The organism is Pseudomonas sp. MWU13-2100, assembly GCF_023242365.1.
Lineage (GTDB): Bacteria > Pseudomonadota > Gammaproteobacteria > Pseudomonadales > Pseudomonadaceae > Aquipseudomonas.
In genome coordinates, this window is sequence record NZ_JALLIX010000016.1 from 16,136 (window position 1) to 34,682 (window position 18,547).

Sequence of the window (18,547 nt, forward strand, 5' to 3'; positions counted from 1 at the left end):
GTGTGAGGGCTGGGTCAGGATGGCTGCGACTGGTTTTTCAAATGGCCGAAACTCGACGGCTTGCGGGCTTTCTCCGGCAGGGCGATCTCGCCGTCCGCCACGCGCTTGCGCAGGTATTGGTAGGTCTGCAAGGCCTGGCCGTACATGTGCTCGCCAATGGCGATCTGTTCATAGTCCTGGCCGGCCTTGGCGAAGCCCGGCAGCGGCTGGATCAACGTGTGGAAGTCGCAGGCATAGAACAGCGGGAAGGAATACCGCTCTTCGCTCACCGTGCGCACCCGGTGGGCGGTGGCGACAAAGGCACCGGCGCTCATCACTTCGAGCATGTCGCCGATGTTCACCACGAAGGCCCCGGGCAGGGGGGGCGCATCGATCCACTGGCCCTGGTCGTTCATCACTTCCAGGCCGGGCTTGTCCGCCAGCAGGATGGTGAAGCACTCATAGTCGGTGTGGGCGCCGATGCCGGGAGCGTCCTGGGCGGCACCGTCGAAGGGGTAATGGATCAACCGCAGCTTCGACGGCGGCCGGGTGACCAGGGCGTCGAAGGTGTTCTCCGCCAGGCCCAGGGCCAGGGCGAAACCGCCGAACAGCTTGCGACCGAGGGCGAAGACCGCCGCGTAATAGGCTTGCACCGCCTCCTTGAAGCCCGGCAGCGTCGGCCAGTCATTCGGTCCCAGCAGCGGCGTGCCGGCCAGCACCAGCGGATCGTCCGCCGGTACTTCGAAGCCGATATCGAAGGCTTCCTTGTGGTCCGGTTTGCCCTTGGCGTACACCTCTTCACCTTCCGGGACAAAGCCCTTGTGGGTGGCCGAAGTGCCGATGTAGTGCCGCATCTTGGTTTCGAACGGCTGGGCGAAATAGTCCTTGGCCGCCTGGCGCAGATTATCGATCAACTGCGGATCGATGCCGTGCCCGGTGATGTAGAGGAAGCCCACTTCGCTGGCGGCGGCCCCCAGTTGTTCGGCGACCGTCAGGCGGTGTTCGAGCTCGACGCTGAACAGCCCGGCGATGTTCACTTGCGGAATGCTCTTGAAGTTGGCTTGGACCGGGCTGTTGGCGGTGTTCTCAGACATGACGCAAGCACCTCACGGGTGGGTTGATTGGCTGAAACGCTGGAAATGTTCGCGCTCGGTCCGGGCCATCCAGACATTCAGCGCCCACAGGTCGGCGACCGGCACATTGGTGAAGGGCAGGTGATGCAGGTAGCCGTCGGCGCCGAACTCCGGGGTCAGCGTGGTGACCGTGAAGCCTCGCGCCTGCTGGGCGCGCCAGATACTTTCCCAGTGGGCCTGGTGGAAGGCCAGCTCGCGGGCGTATTCCGGCGCGCCGGGGTGCGGCACCTGCGGGCCCTGGTCGTAGCCGACTCGCGCCTGGATATGGTGGACGCGCTCGATAAAGGCGCTGAGGTCATCGGCGGGATCATCCAGCAGGCGTTCGCAGGTGACGATCCAGTGGCTGATATCGCTGGTGAAGCGCAGGTCGGGCAGTTGCCGGATCAGTTCCAGGGTCAGCCAGGGATTGAACAGCGAGCGCGAGCGGTGGGTTTCGAAGACGCAGACCTGACCGTGGCGTTGCGCCAGGGCCATGGCCTGACCGAAGAATTCCACCTGCTGCGCCAGGGGCCAGCGGTCGTTGCCGGCCAGCACATTGACGAAGCGCGGTTGCAGCTCGGCGGCCCAGGCCAGTTTGCGGTCCAGGTCCAGCAGGTGTTCGGCGGGGGCGGCAGCCTGGGCGGGGAGCACGTCGTAGGCGGTGAAAACGGTGCTGATATAACCCAGCTGGTTGGCCCGCAGAAAGGCGGCGAACTCGCTGCGTTCAGTGGCGTCCAGCGGCAGGCGCGCCTCGAGGCCGTCGAAGCCGGCGGCCAGCAGCTCTTCAAGGGCCTGGGCCTTGCTCGCGGTATAGCCCCAAAGGGTACGGAAAATCTCCAGTTTCATCGGTGCGCCTCAACGAAGCCTTGAACGGTTCGATGCGCGTCACGGCGTGGGCCCGGGACGAGCGGTTACGGCAGTAACAGAGGGCGTTCGTCTAGCCAGTTCTCTGCGGAGCCGGTCTGACATCAGATCAGGGGAGGGCCTTCTCCCCTGCAGGAGCGTGGTGTCGATCTTAGGCAGCCCAGTGCGCGCAGAAGAATAGGAAAGCTCAAATCCATACTTCAGAGATTTATAAACCAATAGTTGGCTATCTAGTGCTGGAGATCCATCCTGGCAATCCAAGGGGTATGCTATTGTTTCGGCATTATTCCTACGTAGTTTTAAGAGAATTCCTGCATGAACGTGGCTGTCTCGACGACAGGGCGATTTTGGGGGTGGAAGCCGTTCTGCCTGTCCGCTCTTCTCTGTTTGTCGACGCACATCAGCTTTGCCCAGGACTCCGTGCCCAGCGGCGCTGCCGACCAGCGCGCCCAGGCGGTCACCCAGGTGGTGCTGGGGATTCTCAGCTATGCGCGCTGGCCGGTGGAGCCCACGCAACTGCGCCTGTGTATCGTCGGCCCCACCGAGTACACCGACGATCTGGTCAAGGGCACCACCCAGGCCTCCGGGCGACCGGTGCTGGTCCAGCGCCTGCTGGCCAGCAGTCCGACCCTCGGCAGCGCCTGCGATGCCGTGTATATCGGCAAGCTGAGCAGTGACGAACGCAGCCAGCTCTTCAGTGCCCTGAACGGCCACGCGGTGCTGAGCATCAGCGAAGGTGGCGATCAGTGCACGGTCGGCAGCCTGTTCTGCCTGCGGGTCGCCGATAGCCAGGTGTCGTTCGAGGTCAACCTCGACTCGGTCGCCCGCAGCGGTGTGCGCATTCACCCCAGCGTGTTGCAGCTCTCGCGGCGCCGGAGCGCCCAGCCTTGATCGGCTGGATCAGGTCCGGCACGCGCCCCAGCCTGCGCTCGGTGCTGGGCCGTGGGCACCTGCTGGCGGCCATGGCCGCGGTGGGCCTGGTGAGTGTCTCGCTGACCTTTCTCGGCGTGCTGGCCCTGCGGGTCTACGCCGACCACAACCTGCACCTGATCGCCCGCTCCATCAGCTACACCGTGGAAGCCGCGGTGGTGTTCAACGACAGCAGCGCGGCCACCGAGGCCCTGGCCCTGATTGCCGAGACCGAGGAAGTGGCCGATGCCGAAGTCTTCGATGCCCACGGTCAATTGCTGGCGCGCTGGCAGCGGCCGGAAACCGGCCTGCTCTCCGAAGTGGAGATGCAACTGGCGCGCGGCCTGCTCGAACAGCCGATCCGCCTGCCGATTATCCATCAGGATCGCGAGGTCGGTAGCGTTCGCCTGACCGGGCATGGCGGCAGCCTGTTGCGTTTCCTGATCAGCGGTCTGCTTGGTATCGTGGTCTGCAGTGCCCTGGCGGCCTGGCTTGGGTTGTACCTGGCCCGGCGTCTGCTGCGCGGCATTACCGGCCCGTTGCGCAGCCTCGCCGACGTGGCCCACGCCGCGCGCGTCGAACGGGCCTTCGACCGACGTGTGCCGCCCGCGCAAATTGCCGAGCTGGACAACCTGGGCACCGACTTCAACGCCCTGCTCGACGAGTTGGAGTCCTGGCAGACCCACCTGCGCAGCGAAAACGAATCCCTGGCCCACCAGGCCAGCCACGACAGCCTGACCGGCCTGCCGAACCGGGCCTTCTTCGAAGGCCGGTTGATGCGCGCGCTGCGCAATGCCGCCAAGCAGGGCGAGCGGGTCGGCGTGCTGTTTCTCGACAGCGATCGCTTCAAGCAGATCAACGACAACTTCGGCCATGCGGCGGGCGATGCGGTGCTGGTTGCCGTGGCCACGCGGGTGCGCGCGCAATTGCGTGAAGAGGACCTGGTGGCGCGCCTGGGCGGTGACGAATTCGCCGTCCTGCTCACGCCGTTGCACAAGATCGAAGACGCCCAGCGCATTGCCGACAAGATCATTGCCAGCATGGACGCCCCCATTGCGGTGCCCGGTGCAGCCCAGGTGCTGACCTCACTGAGCATCGGTATCGCGGTCTACCCCGACCATGGCGCCACCCCGGGCACCTTGCTCAACGCCGCCGATGCGGCGATGTACCATGCCAAGCGCCTCGCCCGAGGCGGGCAACACACGGCGGAGTCGGAGCACCTCGCCGCCACTGTTCAAACCAGGAGTTGAACCCTTGTACACACTGACTCGCCGGACCCTGCGTTTTTTCACCCTGGCCCTGTTCAGCGCGCTGCTGGCGCTGGCCGGCTGCCAGACCGCGCCCCCCAAAGGCCTGAGCCCGGCGCAGATTGCCGTGCTCAAGCAACAGGGCTTCGAGCTGACGGACGAGGGCTGGGCTTTCGGCCTGTCGGGCAAGGTGCTGTTCGGCAGTGACCTGGAAGTGTTGAACAAGGAGAGCCACGACATCGTCGAGCGGATTGCCAAGGCGCTGTTGGGCGTGGGTATCCAGCGGGTGCGGGTGGACGGACATACCGATGCGTCGGGCAAGGAACCCTACAATGAACAGCTGTCCATGCGCCGGGCCAACAGCGTGGCGACGGTGCTCGAACAGTCCGGTATGAAACACGGGAATATCCAGTTGCGCGGCCTGGGCAGCCGCGAACCGGTGGCGAGCAACGACACAGTGGCCGGGCGCACCGAGAACCGCCGGGTGGCGATTGTGGTGATTGCCGACTGAGTGGCGCAGGTCCCGTGAGCGCCGCCCGGACGCGGCCTTTGGCGGCGTGGCGAAGCGCGTGCTGGCGGTTGAAATAATTGGCTTCCATCCTTTCTCCATGCACCTGCATGCGGGTATAAGGATGGGCCCTCTCAGGAGGGAGTCGACTGAGAGGATGTTTCAATGCTTCAAGTTCAATGGGCCAGTCACGCTGCGTCTGTTCCCGCGACCCTGTGGGAAAGCTGTTTCAGCGGCGTCGAAGGTCGTTGGTGGTATGAAGCCCTGGAAGACGGCGGGCTCGAAGATCAGTTCGAATTTGCCTACGCGATCCTGGAGAAAGATGGGCTGCCAATCGGCTTGGCGCCCACGTTCATCATGAACGTGCCCATGGAATTGGTCGTCCCGCCCGTGATTGCCAAGATGCTCCGGGTGATCCCCGCGCTGCGTTACCAGCGCACCCTGTTTGTCGGCTCACCTTGCTCCGACGAGGGCACCATCGGCTTGCTGCCGGGGCATTCGCTGGCGGATATCGTCGGGCCGCTGCAAGACGCGCTGAGCCTGCGGGCAAAAGCCAAGAACGCGGCAATGACCGTCTGGAAGGACTTTGGCGAGGCGCAGAAAGCGGCGTTTGAAGGGTTGTGCGAAAGCCACGGGCTGTTTCCCATGGTGAGTTTTCCGGGCACGGCGGTCGAACTGGCACCGGGTGGTTTCGAGGGCTATCTCAAGACCCTCAAGAGCCGTCACCGTTATCTGCTGAAAAAGAAACTCAAGCATGGTCTGGTGCCAGGGGCCCTGGCGGTCGAGGTCGTGCAGCAACCGGATGAAGCAACACTGCGAGAGTTGTACAGCCTCTTCCTGCAAACCTACGAGAAGGGCAAGACCAAATTCGAAAAGCTCACCTTCGAGTTCTTTCGACAGATTGCCCTCAAACCCGAGTCGCATTTCATCCTGCTGAGCGATGAAAAGACCGGCAAGATGGTGGCATTCATGCTCTGCTTCCTGCTCGGTGACAAGGCGATCAACAAGTTCATCGGCATCGATTACCAGGCGGGCAAGCAACTGCACCTGTATTTCCAACTATGGGAGCAGGCGGTGAAGTGGTCCTACAGTGTCGGGGCCACCCGCCTGGACAGCGGCCAGACCGGCTACCGGGTCAAGCGCGAACTCGGCCATCAGCTGGTCGCGCTGGATTGTTATTGCCGCCACCGCAACCCGTTGCTGCATCGGGTCTTCGGTGCGGTGGCCAAGAGGATTACCTGGCAAAGCCTGGACCCGGATCTGCAGACGATGGCCGAGGAACAGTAGGAGCGGTTATTGCCGTATCCCGTTCAGGCGCGGCGCAACGGTGTGGTCCAGCGTTCCGAAAGGATTACCCCGCCGAGGGTCAGCGCTCCGCCCAGCAGGTGATACAGCGCCAACTCTTCGTGCAGTACCGCGGCGGCGATCAGTGCGGTGAGCAGTGGCAGCAGGTTGAAGAACAGCGTGGTCCGGCTCGGTCCAAGGGTGGCCACCGATCGCATCCACGCCAGCGGCGCCAGCATCGAGGCAAGCAGGCAGGCATACAGCACCAGCCCGGCGTTGTGCAGGTTTGGCCCGACCTTCGGGGAAAACCAGAACAGCGGAAACAGCACCACCACCGCCACCAACACCTGCAGGTACAGCAACACCAGTGGTGGCAGGCGCAGTTGCCATTTTTTCAGCAGGGTGCTGTAGATCGCATAGGCCAGGGTGGCGATCAGCATCATCGCGTCGCCCAGGTTCACGCCATGGCTGAGCAGCGCCGTCAGGCTGCCGCTCGACACCACCACCAGCACCCCGGCAAACGACAGCAGCGCTCCGGCCAATGCGCCGGCGGTCAGGCGCTGGCCGAGGCTGAGGATCGCCAGGGTCAAGGACATCAACGGCATCAAGGACAGGATGATGCCCATGTTGGTGGCCGAGGTCAGGGTCGCGGCAAAGTACGCCAGGCTCTGGTAGACCGCCATGCCGAGCACCCCGAGCACGAAGATCCGGCCCAGGTTCGGGCGGATCCGGCTCCAGTGGGCGAGCACCTGGCGGAACATGAACGGGGTGAACAACAAGCCGGCCAGCAACCAGCGGTAGAAGCCGATCTCCGCCGGGAAGATCGCGCCGACCGCCATCTTGTTGACCACGGTATTGCCGGCCCAGATAAAAATTGCCAGCAGGGGAAACGCGTATTGCATGAGGGTTACAACCAGAATCGTCAATGAAGAGGGATTATCCTTGTGTCTGGATGAAAGCCTATACTTCGATCCGGTCAATCTGCGTTGGAATCCGGACAGCATGGGCAAGCGCTACATCGATATCCCCGATTTTCCCTCTTTGCCGGCCTCGGTGTACTTCCGTTATGCCGAGTTCGGCCCGGATCGCCATGCGGCGGCCCATTGTCATCCCTGGGGCTCGCTCGATTACGTGTCCCACGGCGTCATCCACTACGAAGTGGCCGGCCGGCGCTTCATGTCGCCGTCGCGCTACGCGCTGTGGATACCGCCGAACACCGTGCACAGCTCCCATAACGCCCAGGCGATTGTCTACCGCTTGGTGTACCTGGCCGAGGAGCATTGCCGCGATTTGCCCGCTGAGGCGAGCACCCTGGCCATCAGCGATATTCTCAAGTCGATCCTCAATGACTTCGCCCAGCGCGATGTGAAAATCCCTACTACCCCTGCGGACGTGCGTCTGGCACAAGTGTTGGTGGACCAATTGCACCAGGCCAAGGTGCACCACTGTTACCTGCCGTATTCCGACGCCCCGGCCTTGCTCAGGGTGCTGGAGGGATTGCAGCAGGACCCGGCGGACAATCGCCCGCTGGCACAGTGGGCCGCGCAGTTGCACGTCAGTGAGCGAACCCTGGCCCGACTGTTCGTCCGCGAGTTGGGGATCAGCTTCGGTGAATGGCGTCAGCGTCTGCGCTTTATCGGCGCACTGCAGGCGTTGGAAACCGGTCGTAGCGTGCAGGAGATGGCCTTCGACCTGGGCTACAGCACCGCTTCGGCGTTTATTGCGATGTTCCAGCGCCAGGCCGGTTGTTCACCGGAGCAGTACCGACGCCAGGCGCGTCTGGCCTAGCCTGATCTCGCTGGATGTGTAACAGCATTTGTCTACACTGAAGGCATGCCGTGCCCTTCGGTACGGTAACAAGGAGAAAACTCCATGAAGATGCTCCGTATCCCATTGTTGTTGATCGGCTTGTTACTTTGCTCGCAGGGTTTTGCGGCGACGGCTCAGCAAAGCAAGATGAGCACTTGCAACGCGGACGCCAAGACCCAGAACCTTGCGGGTGATGCACGCAAGGCCTTTATGAGCAATTGCCTGAAGGCCGCGCCTGCGGCCGCCGCGACGGCGCCTGCCGCCACCCCTGCGGTGACGCCGGCGACCAAACCGGCGACCACGGCCGCGCCGGCCAAGGCGTTGACCCCGCAGCAGCAGAAGATGAAGGACTGCAATGCCAACCGGCCCCAGGGGCTCAAGGGCGATGCGTACAAGACCTACATCAGCAATTGCCTGAAGAAAAAGTAGTTTCGGCATAGTCTGGATGTGATCAGCAATCTCAAGCCTGGCCTCGATTTGTGGTGAGCGGGCTTGTCGGAACGCCGCACCGCCGCGTTGGGGCGCGAAGCGGCCCCAAACCCGGCTGATGCGGTTTTTCAGGCAGATCGAGGTGACTGGTTTTACGACTGCTTCGCAGCCGAGCGCGGGCAAGCCCGCTCGCCACAAATCGGCGCCAGGCTTGAGACTTGCTTTTTACTGACGGGCTTTGCGGCAAGTCCCGCCGCCGCGAAATTTCATGAGGCTGCGTCGTCTGTCTGTTACAACCGCCCATTAAGATGCCAGGCCTCCGTCCTTCTGGCGCCTGCCGCTGGTCCTCCCAGGAGAAGGCTGGCAGACTGCCTGTCTTTTAACGCCGTTCCTTTTGAGGCTGTATGTCAGCGTTTTCCCAGCGTTACGTAGTCCTGGCCAGTTTGATCCTTGTTTTCGGTGGGTTGTTGCTGGCATTGCCGTTGCGGTTGCTGCCCAGCCTGTTGGCCGGTTTGTTGGTCTTCGAGCTGGTCAATATGCTCACGCCCAAGCTTGAACACCTGATTGCCGGGCGGCGTGCGCGTTGGCTGGCAGTGGCGCTGCTGGGCACCTTGATCGTCAGTGTGCTGAGCCTGATCTTTGCCGGGGCCATCAGTTTCCTGCTGCACGAAGCGGAAAACCCCGGTGCGTCCCTCGGCAAATTCATGGTAGTGGTGGACAAGGCGCGTGGACAGTTGCCGCCGTTTATCGACGCCTATCTGCCGGCCAGTGCGGCGGAGTTCCAGGTCGCTATCGGCGAGTGGCTGACCAAGCACCTGAGCGAATTGCAACTGGTAGGCAAGGACGCGGCGCATATGTTCGTGACCCTGCTGATCGGCATGGTGCTGGGGGCGATCGTGGCCTTGCAGCATGCTTCTGATGCCACCCTGCGCAAACCCCTGGCGGCGGCGATGTTCGACCGCCTGCGGCTGCTGGTGCAAGCGTTCCGTAATATCGTCTTCGCGCAGATCAAGATCTCGGCGCTGAACACCGCGTTCACCGCGATCTTCCTGGCGGTGATCCTGCCGCTGTTCGGGATCAAGCTACCGCTGACCAAGACCCTGATCGTGCTGACCTTCCTGCTCGGGCTGTTGCCGGTGATCGGCAACCTGATGTCCAACACCCTGATCACCATCGTCGGCCTGTCGCTGTCGATCTGGGTCGCGGCGGCGGCGTTGGGTTACCTGATGTTTATCCACAAACTGGAATACTTCCTCAACGCACGGATCGTTGGCGGGCAGATCAGTGCCAAGTCCTGGGAACTGCTGATGGCCATGCTGGTGTTCGAGGCCGCATTCGGCTTGCCGGGCGTGGTGGCGGGGCCGATCTATTATGCGTATATCAAAAGCGAGCTGAAGCTGGCTGAGCTGGTCTGAGCGACCGGCGTCACGCTATCCGGACCGGCTGCCGGCGATGCGGTCGAGCGGGCCGGCATGGCCTTTCCCCCCAGCACAGCGAGCTGTGCTGTTCAGAAAATTCTGAGACGAAATATGTCCTACCGCGACCCGAGCAATAGGGTGTGCAAATCAGGGGTGTGTCCGACGGCACCTGTTTAATGGGGCCTAATTCGTCCAGCACTCCTTTTACGTAACCTTCCATTCTGAATTGAGCTATTCGCCCCGCATTCCTTATTCATGCAAGTGCAGAAGTGTGCGTGTCGAAAAAGTCTCCTTTGACTTTCGCTCAGTCTCTATTTCTCAGATGGAGTCGTTTCCCATGTTCACTCAATTGATCATCACCTCTGCTGCCGTTGCCTTGATGACAACGCCCCTGTTGGCAATGGCTGCCACCTCCACCGACCCGGTTTCCCAATTCGGTATCCTGGGCACCTATAACAATTTCACACTCAAGGGCGCCGGCCCGTCCGAGAAAGACTCGCTGCCCGAGGCCGGCCTGTTCTATAACTTCGGCAACAAGATGACCGCCGAGGCCGGCTTTATCTACCAGGCGGGGGTTGATCTGAAGTCCGGCAAGGACAGCGGCGACAAACTCAGGGATTTGCAGGGCGATCTGGATCTGGGCTGGCGCATGGCCCTGGGCGAGCGTGACTCCCTCGATCTGATCGGTGGTGGTGGCTACGCGCGCAGTCGCTATACCACCAGCATCGGCCGCTACGAGATGGGTTTGCTTGGCCGCTCGCCCTTCTTCAAGGCGGCAATGGGGTATACCCACCGCTTTGATTCCGCCACCCTGCACCTGGAGGCGGGGGTTCGACGCACGACCGAAAGTGATTTGAAGCTCAAGGTCAACGGCGTGGATGTGGCGACCGCCGATTTGAAAGATCGGACCAATCCTTATGCGCAGGCGAACTTTCTATTCAATCAGCGCGGCTCGTTGCCGGTGATCACCGGGGTCTACTACAGCCAGACCGGGTATCAGTTGAATATCAACGACAACCTGGCCAGGCAGGTCAAACTCCAGCGTGATGAGTTTGGGGCCAAGGTGGGTATTGTGTTCTAACGAACTATTGAAGCCACGATCAAACCTTGCAGGCGCCGGCCGGCCGATCAGGCGATGCAAGGCTCTCTGGCCTCATCGCCGGCAAGCCGGCCCCTACAAGGGACCGCGTTTCAATTGAGGTGCCTGGGGTTTCAGCCGTAGCGCTTCTTCGCTTCGATCGCCAGGCCGCTGCCGATGCTGCCGAAGATATTGCCTTCCACATGCCGGGCATTGGGCAGCATCGCCGAGACGCTCTGGCGCAGCGCCGGAATGGCACTGGAACCACCGGTGAAGAACACCGTGTCGACCTGCGCGACCCCCACCCCGGCATCGCCGAGCAACTGGCTGACGCTGTTGCGGATCCGCGCCAGCAGGTTATCGATGGCCGACTCGAACAAGGCCCGGCTCAACTCCACGCTCAAGCCTGGCTCGATGCGATCCAGCGGCACATGGCGCTGTGCGGCATGGGTCAGCTCGATCTTGGTTTCCTCGATTTCCATCGCCAGCCAGTGGCCGGCACGCTGTTCGATCAGCTTGAACAGGCGATCGATGCCGCCGGTGTCCTCAATGTCGTAGCGCATGCTGCCCAGGGCCAGGTGGGTTTTCTGCGAGTACACCGAGTTGATGGTGTGCCAGGTCGCCAGGTTCATGTGATGGCTGGTGGGCATGTAGGCGCCGCTCTTCATCCGGCTGCCATAGCCGAACAGCGGCATCACGCCGGCCAGCGAAAGTTGCTTGTCGAAGTCGGTCCCGCCGATGTGCACGCCGCCGGTGGCGAGGATATCGTCGTGACGGTTGTCCAGGCCCCGGCGCTCCGGCGACAGGCGCACCAGGGAGAAGTCCGAGGTACCGCCGCCGATGTCGACGATCAGCACCAGTTCTTCACGGTCCAGGGTCGACTCGTAGTCAAAGGCCGCGGCGATCGGCTCGTACTGGAAGGACACTTCCTTGAAACCGAGCTTCTTCGCCACTTCGGCCAGGGTGTCTTCGGCTTCCTGGTCGGCGGCCGGGTCTTCGTCGACGAAGAACACCGGGCGACCCAGCACCACCTGCTCGAACTCGCGTCCGGCGGTGGTTTCAGCGCGCTGTTTCAATTGGCCGATAAACAGTCCCAGCAGGTCCTTGAAGGGCATCGCCGTGCCAAGCACGCTGGTGTCGTGCTTGATCAGCTTGGAGCCCAGCAGGCTCTTGAGCGAGCGCATCAGCCGGCCTTCATAACCTTCCAGGTACTCATGCAGGGCCAGCCGGCCATAGACCGGACGACGCTCCTCGAAATTGAAGAAGACCACCGATGGCAGGGTGATCTTGTCGTCTTCCAGCGCGATCAGCGTTTCCATGCCGGGGCGTATCCAGCCGACGGTGGAGTTGGAGGTGCCGAAGTCGATACCGCAGGCACGGGCCCCAGAGGCGTTGTTCATGGTGTTCGGGTTCCGGTTGCAAAACGGCCGCGCAGTGTATGCCAGTCGCGCACGGATTCGAAGGCCGGTGATCCGTTAAATAGCGGTTCTTGTAACGGATTGGACTTGAAAGACGGGCAATCGTCCCCAAACTTGCACACATTGGTTCGGCTTGTGTCTGTCGATGACAAGAAATTGCAGTGACGGCCGATAAACTTCTGCAGCGCCCCTGAGTCACAGCCTTGAGATCGGTCAATCTTTGTCGCGCCGATGCGCGCATGCTGTGTCTTGCCGAGCGGCTCGATATCGATAACGGATGGTGATCCTTAGATGGACTTCAAAGACTATTACAAGATCCTGGGTGTGGAGCCGACGGCGGACGACAAGACCATCAAGGCCGCGTACCGCAAGCTGGCGCGCAAGTACCACCCGGATGTCAGCAAGGAAAAGGACGCCGAGGCGAAATTCAAGGATGCGTCGGAGGCCTATGAAGCGCTGAAAAGCGCCGACAAGCGCGCCGAATACGACGATCTGCGCAAATACGGCCAGCACGGCCAGCCATTCCAGGGCCCGCCGGGTTGGCAGGGACGTGGCGGCTTTGGTGGCGGCGGCGCGGATACCGGCGATTTTTCGGACTTCTTCAGTTCGATCTTCGGCTCGCGCGGCAACGGATTTGGCGGTGGACAACCGGGCCGCAGCGCCGGCCGGCGGGGGCAGGACGTGGAACTGGAACTACCGATCTTCCTGGAAGAAAGCCTCTCCAACGAGTCGAAGAAGGTCAGTTTCCAGATCCCGCAGCACAATGCCGCCGGGCAGCATGTCAGCAACACCAGCAAGAGCCTGAACGTGAAGATTCCGGCCGGTGTCACCGACGGTGAGCGTATCCGCCTCAAGGGCCAGGGCGCGCCGGGTGTCGGCGGAGGGGCGAATGGCGACCTGTATCTGACGATTCGTTTCGCACCTCACCCCAAATTCGATGTCGAAGGAGAGAACCTGATCATCACGCTGCCGCTGGCGCCCTGGGAATTGGCGCTGGGCGCCGAGATCGCGGTGCCGACCCTGACCGGCAAGATCAACCTCAAGGTCCCGGCGGGCAGCCAGAACGGCCAGCGCATGCGGGCCAAGGGCCACGGTCTGCTGAACAAGGCCGGGCAGCGCGGTTATCTGTTCGTGCAACTCAAGGCGGTGATGCCGCGGCAGAACGACGATGCCGTCAAGGCGTTGTGGCAGGAACTGGCGAAAAAGGCCGCCTTCGACCCGAGAGAGCAATGGAGTAGCTAATCATGAGCAACCCCTTGAACGTTCAACTGGACATGCAGGCTTTTTGTGAGGTGACCCAATTGCCGGTTGCCTACGTGATCGAAATCGTCGAACACGGCATTCTTGAACCTCAGGGGCGCTCGCCCGAGGCTTGGCGTTTTGGCGATGAGGCGCCGGGTATTGCCCGCCGGGCGGTGAAGCTGCATCGGGATCTGGAGCTGGAGTGGGAAGGCGTCGCCCTGGCGCTGGACCTGCTGGCGGAAGTGCAGTTGCTGCGGGCGGAGAATCAGATGCTGCGCCAGCGCCTGGGGCGTTTTGTGCACGATTGAATCCGCTGTATCCAGTCGGTGCGAGTCGCTCGGTGAATGGCCGCCGGCGGCGGATCGCCGGCAAGCCGGCTCCCGCGCTCGACTGCGGTCAGGCCCGCGAAACCCTGGGCAGGACCACGGTAAAGCGTGTCCCGTCCTCGGCGCTGGAACTGACCTCGATCGTGCCCTGATGGGCCGCCACCACTTCCTTGGCAATATAGAGCCCCAACCCCAGGCTGGTGGCGGTACCCGGCTGGCCGATCTCTTCGCTGGCGCTGCGCACCAGCGGGTCGAAGATTGTCGGCAGGGCATCTGGCGGGATCGGCGTGCCGAAGTTGTGCATGGTCAGGCGGACGCTGTCGACGCCACCGTCCAGGCTCAAGGTCAGCGGCCGATGGTTGGCACCATGTTGCAAGGCATTGCCGATCAGGTTTTGCAGTAACTGCTCGATGCGCCCGCGATCCCACACCCCGTGGACATCACCCTCCACCTTCAGCAGTGGCAGGCAATCCGGCTGTCCGGCCCAGGCTTCGTTGATCACGGCTTTCGCCGCGCTGCTCAGGTCCATCGGCGCCGGGTCGATGGGCAGGCTACTGCCCAGGCGGCTGCGGACAAACTCCAGCAAGTCGCTGATCATGCTGCCCATATGCCGGGTGCCGCGCTTGATGCTGGCGATATACACCAGGCCGTCGGCATCCAGGCGATTCTTGCGCACCAGCATTTCGGTGGACATGCTCACGGCCTGCAAGGGCGCCCGCAGATCATGGCCGAGAATGGCGAGGAAAATATCCCGTGAACGATTCACCTGTTCGGCGTAGGCAGCGGTGGACTCGGTCAGGGCTTCGTCGATGGCTTCGTTGAAGCGAATCATGTCCTGAAAATGCGCCAGCTCCGGCGAGGCGAGGCTATCCACCCAGCGACGAATCACGCAGGCGCGCAGGTGCCGGAACTCCGAAGTCATCTGCATCAGGTCGAAACCGGCGGTATGGCGCAGTTCGCCATGGCTGGCGGCGGCGATATCCAGGCTCGGGCTGCTGTCCGGGTTGTCGCCCTTGGATTTGGCGGTCTGTTCGCTGGCGCTCTGCTGGGTTTCCATGTCCCGGGCGGCGGCCAGCAGGATCGATCTGGCATGGTCGCGCAAGGCGACCCGGCCCATGGAGTTCGCCGCCGGAGTCAGGGTTTTCGCGAACTGCTCCCACTCATCGACGATGCTGTCGACCTGCTGCACGATAAAGGTGGATAGGTGCATGCTCGTTATCTCGAAGGGATAGGCGCCAGTCTAACGGCTAGCTTAGCGCCTTTGCGTCCCTTTGGCGGGGACGAAAGGCGTTGCGGCCGTGCCGAGCTCATCGAGGCTCAGAACAGGAAATAGCGCTGTGCCATCGGCAGCACGTCCGCCGGCTCGCACCACAGCAGCACACCATCGGCCTTGACCTGGTAGGTCTGCGGGTCGACGTCGATGTTCGGCAGGTAGTCATTGTGGATCAGGTCGGTTTTCTGCACGTCACGGCAGCCTTTGACCACGGCGATTTTTTTCTTCAAGCCCAGGCTCTGGGGAATACCCGCGGCCTGCGCCGCCTGGCTGATAAAGGTCAGGCTGGTGGCGTGCAATGAACCGCCGTAGCTGGCGAACATCGGCCGATAATGCACGGGCTGCGGTGTCGGGATCGAGGCATTGGCATCGCCCATGAGGCTGGCGGCGATTGCCCCGCCCTTGAGGATCAACGTCGGTTTCACACCGAAGAACGCCGGGCGCCAGAGCACCAGGTCGGCCCATTTTCCCACTTCGATCGAACCCACTTCATGGCTGATGCCATGGGTGATCGCCGGGTTGATGGTGTATTTGGCAATGTAGCGCTTGACCCGGAAGTTGCTGTTGCCTTCACCGTCCCCCGGCAGCGGGCCGCGTTGTTTCTTCATTTTATCGGCGGTCTGCCAGGTCCGCGTGATGACTTCCCCGACCCGGCCCATGGCCTGGCTGTCGGAGCTGATCATCGAGAACGCGCCGAGGTCGTGGAGGATGTCTTCGGCGGCGATGGTTTCCCGGCGGATACGACTCTCGGCGAAGGCCACGTCCTCGGCGATGCTCGGGTCGAGGTGATGGCAGACCATCAGCATGTCCAGGTGTTCGTCGATGGTGTTGCGGGTGAACGGCCGGGTCGGGTTGGTCGAGCTGGGCAGCACGTTGGGAAAACCGCAGGCCTTGATGATGTCCGGCGCATGGCCGCCGCCCGCGCCTTCGGTGTGGTAGGTGTGGATGGTGCGGCCCTTGAACGCGCCGAGGGTGGTTTCGACAAAGCCGGATTCGTTGAGGGTGTCGGTGTGGATCGCCACCTGTACGTCGTATTGGTCGGCCACGCTCAGGCAGTTGTCGATGGCGGCCGGCGTGGTGCCCCAGTCTTCGTGGAGCTTGAGGCCGATGGCGCCGGCCTCGACCTGTTCGATCAGCGGCTGCGGCAGGCTGGCGTTGCCCTTGCCGGTGAAGCCGATGTTCATCGGGAAGGCATCGGCGGCCTGGAGCATGCGGGCCAGGTGCCAGGGCCCGGAGGTGCAGGTGGTGGCGTTGGTGCCGGTGGCCGGGCCGGTGCCGCCGCCGATCATGGTGGTGACGCCGCTCATCAGCGCTTCTTCGATCTGCTGCGGGCAGATGAAGTGGATATGGGTGTCGATACCGCCGGCGGTGAGGATCATGCCTTCACCGGCGATGACTTCGGTGCTGGCACCGACGGCGATGGTCACGTCGGGTTGGATGTCCGGGTTGCCGGCCTTGCCGATGGCGGCGATGCGACCGTCCTTGAGGCCGACGTCGGCCTTGACGATGCCCCAGTGGTCGATGATCAGGGCGTTGGTGATCAGGGTGTCGACGACCTCGGCGGCCAGCAGCTGGCCCTGGCCCATGCCGTCGCGGATCACCTTGCCGCCGCCGAATTTCACTTCTTCACCGTAGGTGGTGAAGTCCTTTTCCACTTCGATCCACAGTTCGGTGTCGGCCAGGCGCACCTTGTCGCCGACGGTGGGGCCGAACATGTCGGCGTAGGCTTGTCTGGAAATCTTCATTGGGTTTCCCTGAACACAAAATGGAGGCATGTGCGATTTTTTGTGGCGAGGGGGCTTGCCCCCGTTGGGGCGCGCAGCGCCCCTAAAAGCCGACACTTCGGTCTATCAGATAGAGCGCGTTCTATGATTCGACGACTGCTGCGCAGCCGAACGGGGGCAAGCCCCCTCGCCACTATCAGCAGCGTCAATCCAGGTCGCCCATCACTCGTCCGGCAAAGCCGAACACCCGCCGCAACCCGGCCAGCTCCACCAATTCAACGTCGCGGCTCTGCCCCGGTTCGAAACGCACGGCGGTACCGGCCGGGATATTCAGGCGCATGCCGCGGCTGGCGGCGCGATCGAAGCTCAAGGCGTCGTTGGTCTCGAAAAAGTGATAGTGCGAGCCGACCTGGATCGGTCGGTCGCCGCTGTTCGCCACATTCAGGCTGAGGGTGCGGCGACCGACATTGAGTTCGATGTCGCCGGGCTGGATCTGATATTCACCAGGAATCATTCGGGTTGTCCCAGGGTCTTGAAGTAAATGGCGGTGGCTTTGTAGCGACCATCCGGTGTGGCGCAGTAGTTCGGCAGTTCGCCGACCCGGGTGTAGCCCAGGGCGCTGTAGAAGGCTTCGGCTTCGGAACCGGCTTCGGTGTCGAGATAGAGCAGGCCGCGCTTGTGCTGTTTCGCCGCCAGTTCCAGGGCCTGGATCAGTTGCTGGCCTAGACCGCGATGGCGGGCCTCGCTGTACACCAGCAGTTTCTGGATCTCGGCGCGGTTCAGGCCGTTGGCCTTCCGGCACAGGCTCAGTTGCACGCTGGCCAGCACCTGTTCGTCACGCACCACCACCCAGAGCAGCAGGCTGCCGTCCTGCAGCGCGGCTTGCACCGTGTCGAAGTAGTCGCGGGCCTGGCCGGCGTCGAGGTCGGCCATGAAACCCACGCTGGCGCCGTGGCGAACGGCGTCCAGCAGCAAATCGATCAAACCCTGGCGGTAGTGCGCAAAGCTTTCGTTATTCACACGACGCAGTTGGGCGGCGTTCATGACGGGTTACTCCTGGTTGACGGCAGGCGGCTGGGCGCCCGGATTCAGAGTCAGTTGCATAAAGGTCAGGTCCAACCAACGACCGAATTTCACCCCGACCTGGGGCATCTGTCCGGTGCTGGTGAAGCCCTGGCGTTCATGCAGGCGAATGGAGGCGCTGTTGCCACTTTCGATGGCGGCGACCATCACATGTTTGCCGCAGCCACGGGCGCGCTCGATCAGCACCGCCATCAGCTGCGGGCCGAGGCCATTGCCACGTTGGTCGCTGCGCACGTACACCGAGTGCTCGACGGTGTGGCGGAAGCCCTCGAAGGGCCGCCAGTCGCCGAAGGAGGCATAGCCGAGGACGCTGTTACGGCTATCGACGATCACCAGGATCGGATAACCCTGGCCCTGGCGGGCGCTGAACCAGGCTTGGCGATTGCCCAGGTCCACCGGCTGTTCGTTCCAGATCGCCGTGGTGTTGAGCACCGCGTCGTTGTAGATGTCGCGGATCGCCGGCAGGTCGGCGTGGACGGCATCGCGGATCAAGTAGGGCATGACCGACCTCAGGCGATGGGTTGGTGGACGGTGACCAGCTTGGTGCCATCGGGGAAGGTGGCTTCGACCTGGATCTCCGGGATCATTTCCGCAATACCTTCCATCACTTGTTCGCGGCTGAGCAGCGTGGTGCCGAAGTGCATCAGCTCGGCCACGCTCTGGCCGTCGCGGGCGCCTTCCAGCAGGGCCGCCGAGATATAGGCCATGGCTTCCGGATAGTTCAGTTTCACCCCACGGGCCAGGCGCCGTTCGGCCACCAGACCAGCGGTAAAAATCAGCAGTTTGTCTTTTTCGCGGGGAGTCAGGTCCATGGTTTGGAGTCCGTTGGCAGGCAATAAAAAAA

At 62.6% G+C, this 18,547-nt stretch carries 20 protein-coding genes; 10 read left to right on the forward strand and 10 right to left on the reverse strand.

Features of this window, described 5'->3' with window-relative positions:
- Positions 1-14: 14 nt before the first annotated feature.
- Both M5B99_RS13355 and M5B99_RS13360 read right to left on the reverse strand, forming a co-directional pair.
- The gene (locus tag M5B99_RS13355) at positions 15-1,073 is read right to left on the reverse strand and encodes an isopenicillin N synthase family dioxygenase (RefSeq protein WP_248804463.1); all 1,059 of its coding nucleotides are present in this window, start codon (positions 1,071-1,073) and stop codon (positions 15-17) included.
- A gap of 12 nt (positions 1,074-1,085) precedes the next feature.
- Positions 1,086-1,937, reverse strand: a complete 852-nt coding sequence (locus M5B99_RS13360; protein ID WP_248804464.1) for a sugar phosphate isomerase/epimerase family protein — start codon at positions 1,935-1,937, stop codon at positions 1,086-1,088.
- Positions 1,938-2,270: 333 nt separating this feature from the next.
- On the opposite strand from M5B99_RS13360, the gene M5B99_RS13365 reads away from it, so the two are divergent.
- From M5B99_RS13365 to M5B99_RS13380, 4 genes are all read left to right on the forward strand, one after another.
- Entirely contained in the window at positions 2,271-2,846 is a 576-nt protein-coding gene (locus M5B99_RS13365) for a YfiR family protein (RefSeq protein ID WP_248804465.1), read from the forward strand.
- Positions 2,846-4,114, forward strand: coding sequence for a diguanylate cyclase domain-containing protein (locus M5B99_RS13370; protein WP_248804553.1), 1,269 nt, complete (start codon positions 2,846-2,848; stop codon positions 4,112-4,114). The genes M5B99_RS13365 and M5B99_RS13370 overlap by 1 nt, the downstream gene beginning before the upstream one ends.
- Before the next feature lie 4 nt (positions 4,115-4,118).
- On the forward strand, positions 4,119-4,622 hold the full coding sequence (locus M5B99_RS13375; protein ID WP_248804466.1) for an OmpA family protein: 504 nt from the start codon (positions 4,119-4,121) through the stop codon (positions 4,620-4,622).
- A 162-nt stretch (positions 4,623-4,784) separates the two neighbouring features.
- Positions 4,785-5,906: a GNAT family N-acetyltransferase gene (locus M5B99_RS13380; RefSeq protein ID WP_248804467.1), complete on the forward strand. Its 1,122-nt coding sequence runs from the start codon at positions 4,785-4,787 to the stop codon at positions 5,904-5,906.
- Positions 5,907-5,929: 23 nt separating this feature from the next.
- Here the strand turns inward: M5B99_RS13380 and M5B99_RS13385 are convergent, their stop codons facing one another.
- On the reverse strand, positions 5,930-6,805 hold the full coding sequence (locus M5B99_RS13385; protein WP_248804468.1) for a DMT family transporter: 876 nt from the start codon (positions 6,803-6,805) through the stop codon (positions 5,930-5,932).
- Positions 6,806-6,905: 100 nt separating this feature from the next.
- Here M5B99_RS13385 and M5B99_RS13390 point away from each other — a divergent pair, with 100 nt between their 5' ends.
- The 4 genes from M5B99_RS13390 to M5B99_RS13405 all read left to right on the forward strand — a co-directional run bounded on the left by M5B99_RS13390 (position 6,906) and on the right by M5B99_RS13405 (position 10,640).
- Positions 6,906-7,691 carry an AraC family transcriptional regulator gene (locus M5B99_RS13390; RefSeq protein WP_248804554.1) on the forward strand — a complete coding sequence of 262 codons (786 nt, stop codon included), beginning with the start codon at positions 6,906-6,908 and terminating at the stop codon, positions 7,689-7,691.
- A gap of 84 nt (positions 7,692-7,775) precedes the next feature.
- Positions 7,776-8,141, forward strand: coding sequence for a PsiF family protein (locus M5B99_RS13395; RefSeq protein WP_248804469.1), 366 nt, complete (start codon positions 7,776-7,778; stop codon positions 8,139-8,141).
- 404 nt (positions 8,142-8,545) lie between these two features.
- Positions 8,546-9,556, forward strand: a complete 1,011-nt coding sequence (locus M5B99_RS13400; protein ID WP_248804470.1) for an AI-2E family transporter — start codon at positions 8,546-8,548, stop codon at positions 9,554-9,556.
- 340 nt (positions 9,557-9,896) lie between these two features.
- The gene (locus tag M5B99_RS13405) at positions 9,897-10,640 is read left to right on the forward strand and encodes an outer membrane beta-barrel protein (RefSeq protein ID WP_248804471.1); all 744 of its coding nucleotides are present in this window, start codon (positions 9,897-9,899) and stop codon (positions 10,638-10,640) included.
- A gap of 131 nt (positions 10,641-10,771) precedes the next feature.
- On the opposite strand, the gene M5B99_RS13410 is transcribed toward M5B99_RS13405, so the two are convergent.
- Complete coding sequence (locus M5B99_RS13410; RefSeq protein ID WP_248804472.1) at positions 10,772-12,037, reverse strand: Hsp70 family protein; 1,266 nt, start codon at positions 12,035-12,037, stop codon at positions 10,772-10,774.
- 309 nt (positions 12,038-12,346) lie between these two features.
- Here M5B99_RS13410 and M5B99_RS13415 point away from each other — a divergent pair, with 309 nt between their 5' ends.
- Both M5B99_RS13415 and M5B99_RS13420 read left to right on the forward strand, forming a co-directional pair.
- Positions 12,347-13,297, forward strand: a complete 951-nt coding sequence (locus M5B99_RS13415) for a DnaJ C-terminal domain-containing protein (protein ID WP_103495237.1) — start codon at positions 12,347-12,349, stop codon at positions 13,295-13,297.
- Between the two features lie 2 nt (positions 13,298-13,299).
- Positions 13,300-13,605 (forward strand): chaperone modulator CbpM, encoded by a 306-nt coding sequence (locus M5B99_RS13420; RefSeq protein ID WP_248804473.1) that lies wholly within the window; start codon positions 13,300-13,302, stop codon positions 13,603-13,605.
- Positions 13,606-13,693: 88 nt separating this feature from the next.
- Here the strand turns inward: M5B99_RS13420 and M5B99_RS13425 are convergent, their stop codons facing one another.
- From M5B99_RS13425 to ureA, 6 genes are all read right to left on the reverse strand, one after another.
- Positions 13,694-14,833: a sensor histidine kinase gene (locus M5B99_RS13425; protein WP_248804474.1), complete on the reverse strand. Its 1,140-nt coding sequence runs from the start codon at positions 14,831-14,833 to the stop codon at positions 13,694-13,696.
- A 107-nt stretch (positions 14,834-14,940) separates the two neighbouring features.
- A complete protein-coding gene (gene ureC, locus M5B99_RS13430; RefSeq protein ID WP_248804475.1) occupies positions 14,941-16,641 on the reverse strand; it encodes an urease subunit alpha in 1,701 nt (566 codons plus the stop codon).
- A 184-nt stretch (positions 16,642-16,825) separates the two neighbouring features.
- Positions 16,826-17,134 carry an urease subunit beta gene (locus M5B99_RS13435; RefSeq protein ID WP_100944249.1) on the reverse strand — a complete coding sequence of 103 codons (309 nt, stop codon included), beginning with the start codon at positions 17,132-17,134 and terminating at the stop codon, positions 16,826-16,828.
- The gene (locus M5B99_RS13440; protein ID WP_248804476.1) at positions 17,131-17,664 is read right to left on the reverse strand and encodes a GNAT family N-acetyltransferase; all 534 of its coding nucleotides are present in this window, start codon (positions 17,662-17,664) and stop codon (positions 17,131-17,133) included. Before M5B99_RS13440 ends, M5B99_RS13435 begins: the two co-directional genes overlap by 4 nt.
- 6 nt (positions 17,665-17,670) lie before the next feature.
- Positions 17,671-18,204, reverse strand: coding sequence for a GNAT family N-acetyltransferase (locus M5B99_RS13445; RefSeq protein WP_248804477.1), 534 nt, complete (start codon positions 18,202-18,204; stop codon positions 17,671-17,673).
- Positions 18,205-18,212: 8 nt separating this feature from the next.
- Entirely contained in the window at positions 18,213-18,515 is a 303-nt protein-coding gene (ureA, locus tag M5B99_RS13450) for an urease subunit gamma (RefSeq protein ID WP_248804478.1), read from the reverse strand.
- Positions 18,516-18,547: the final 32 nt, after the last annotated feature.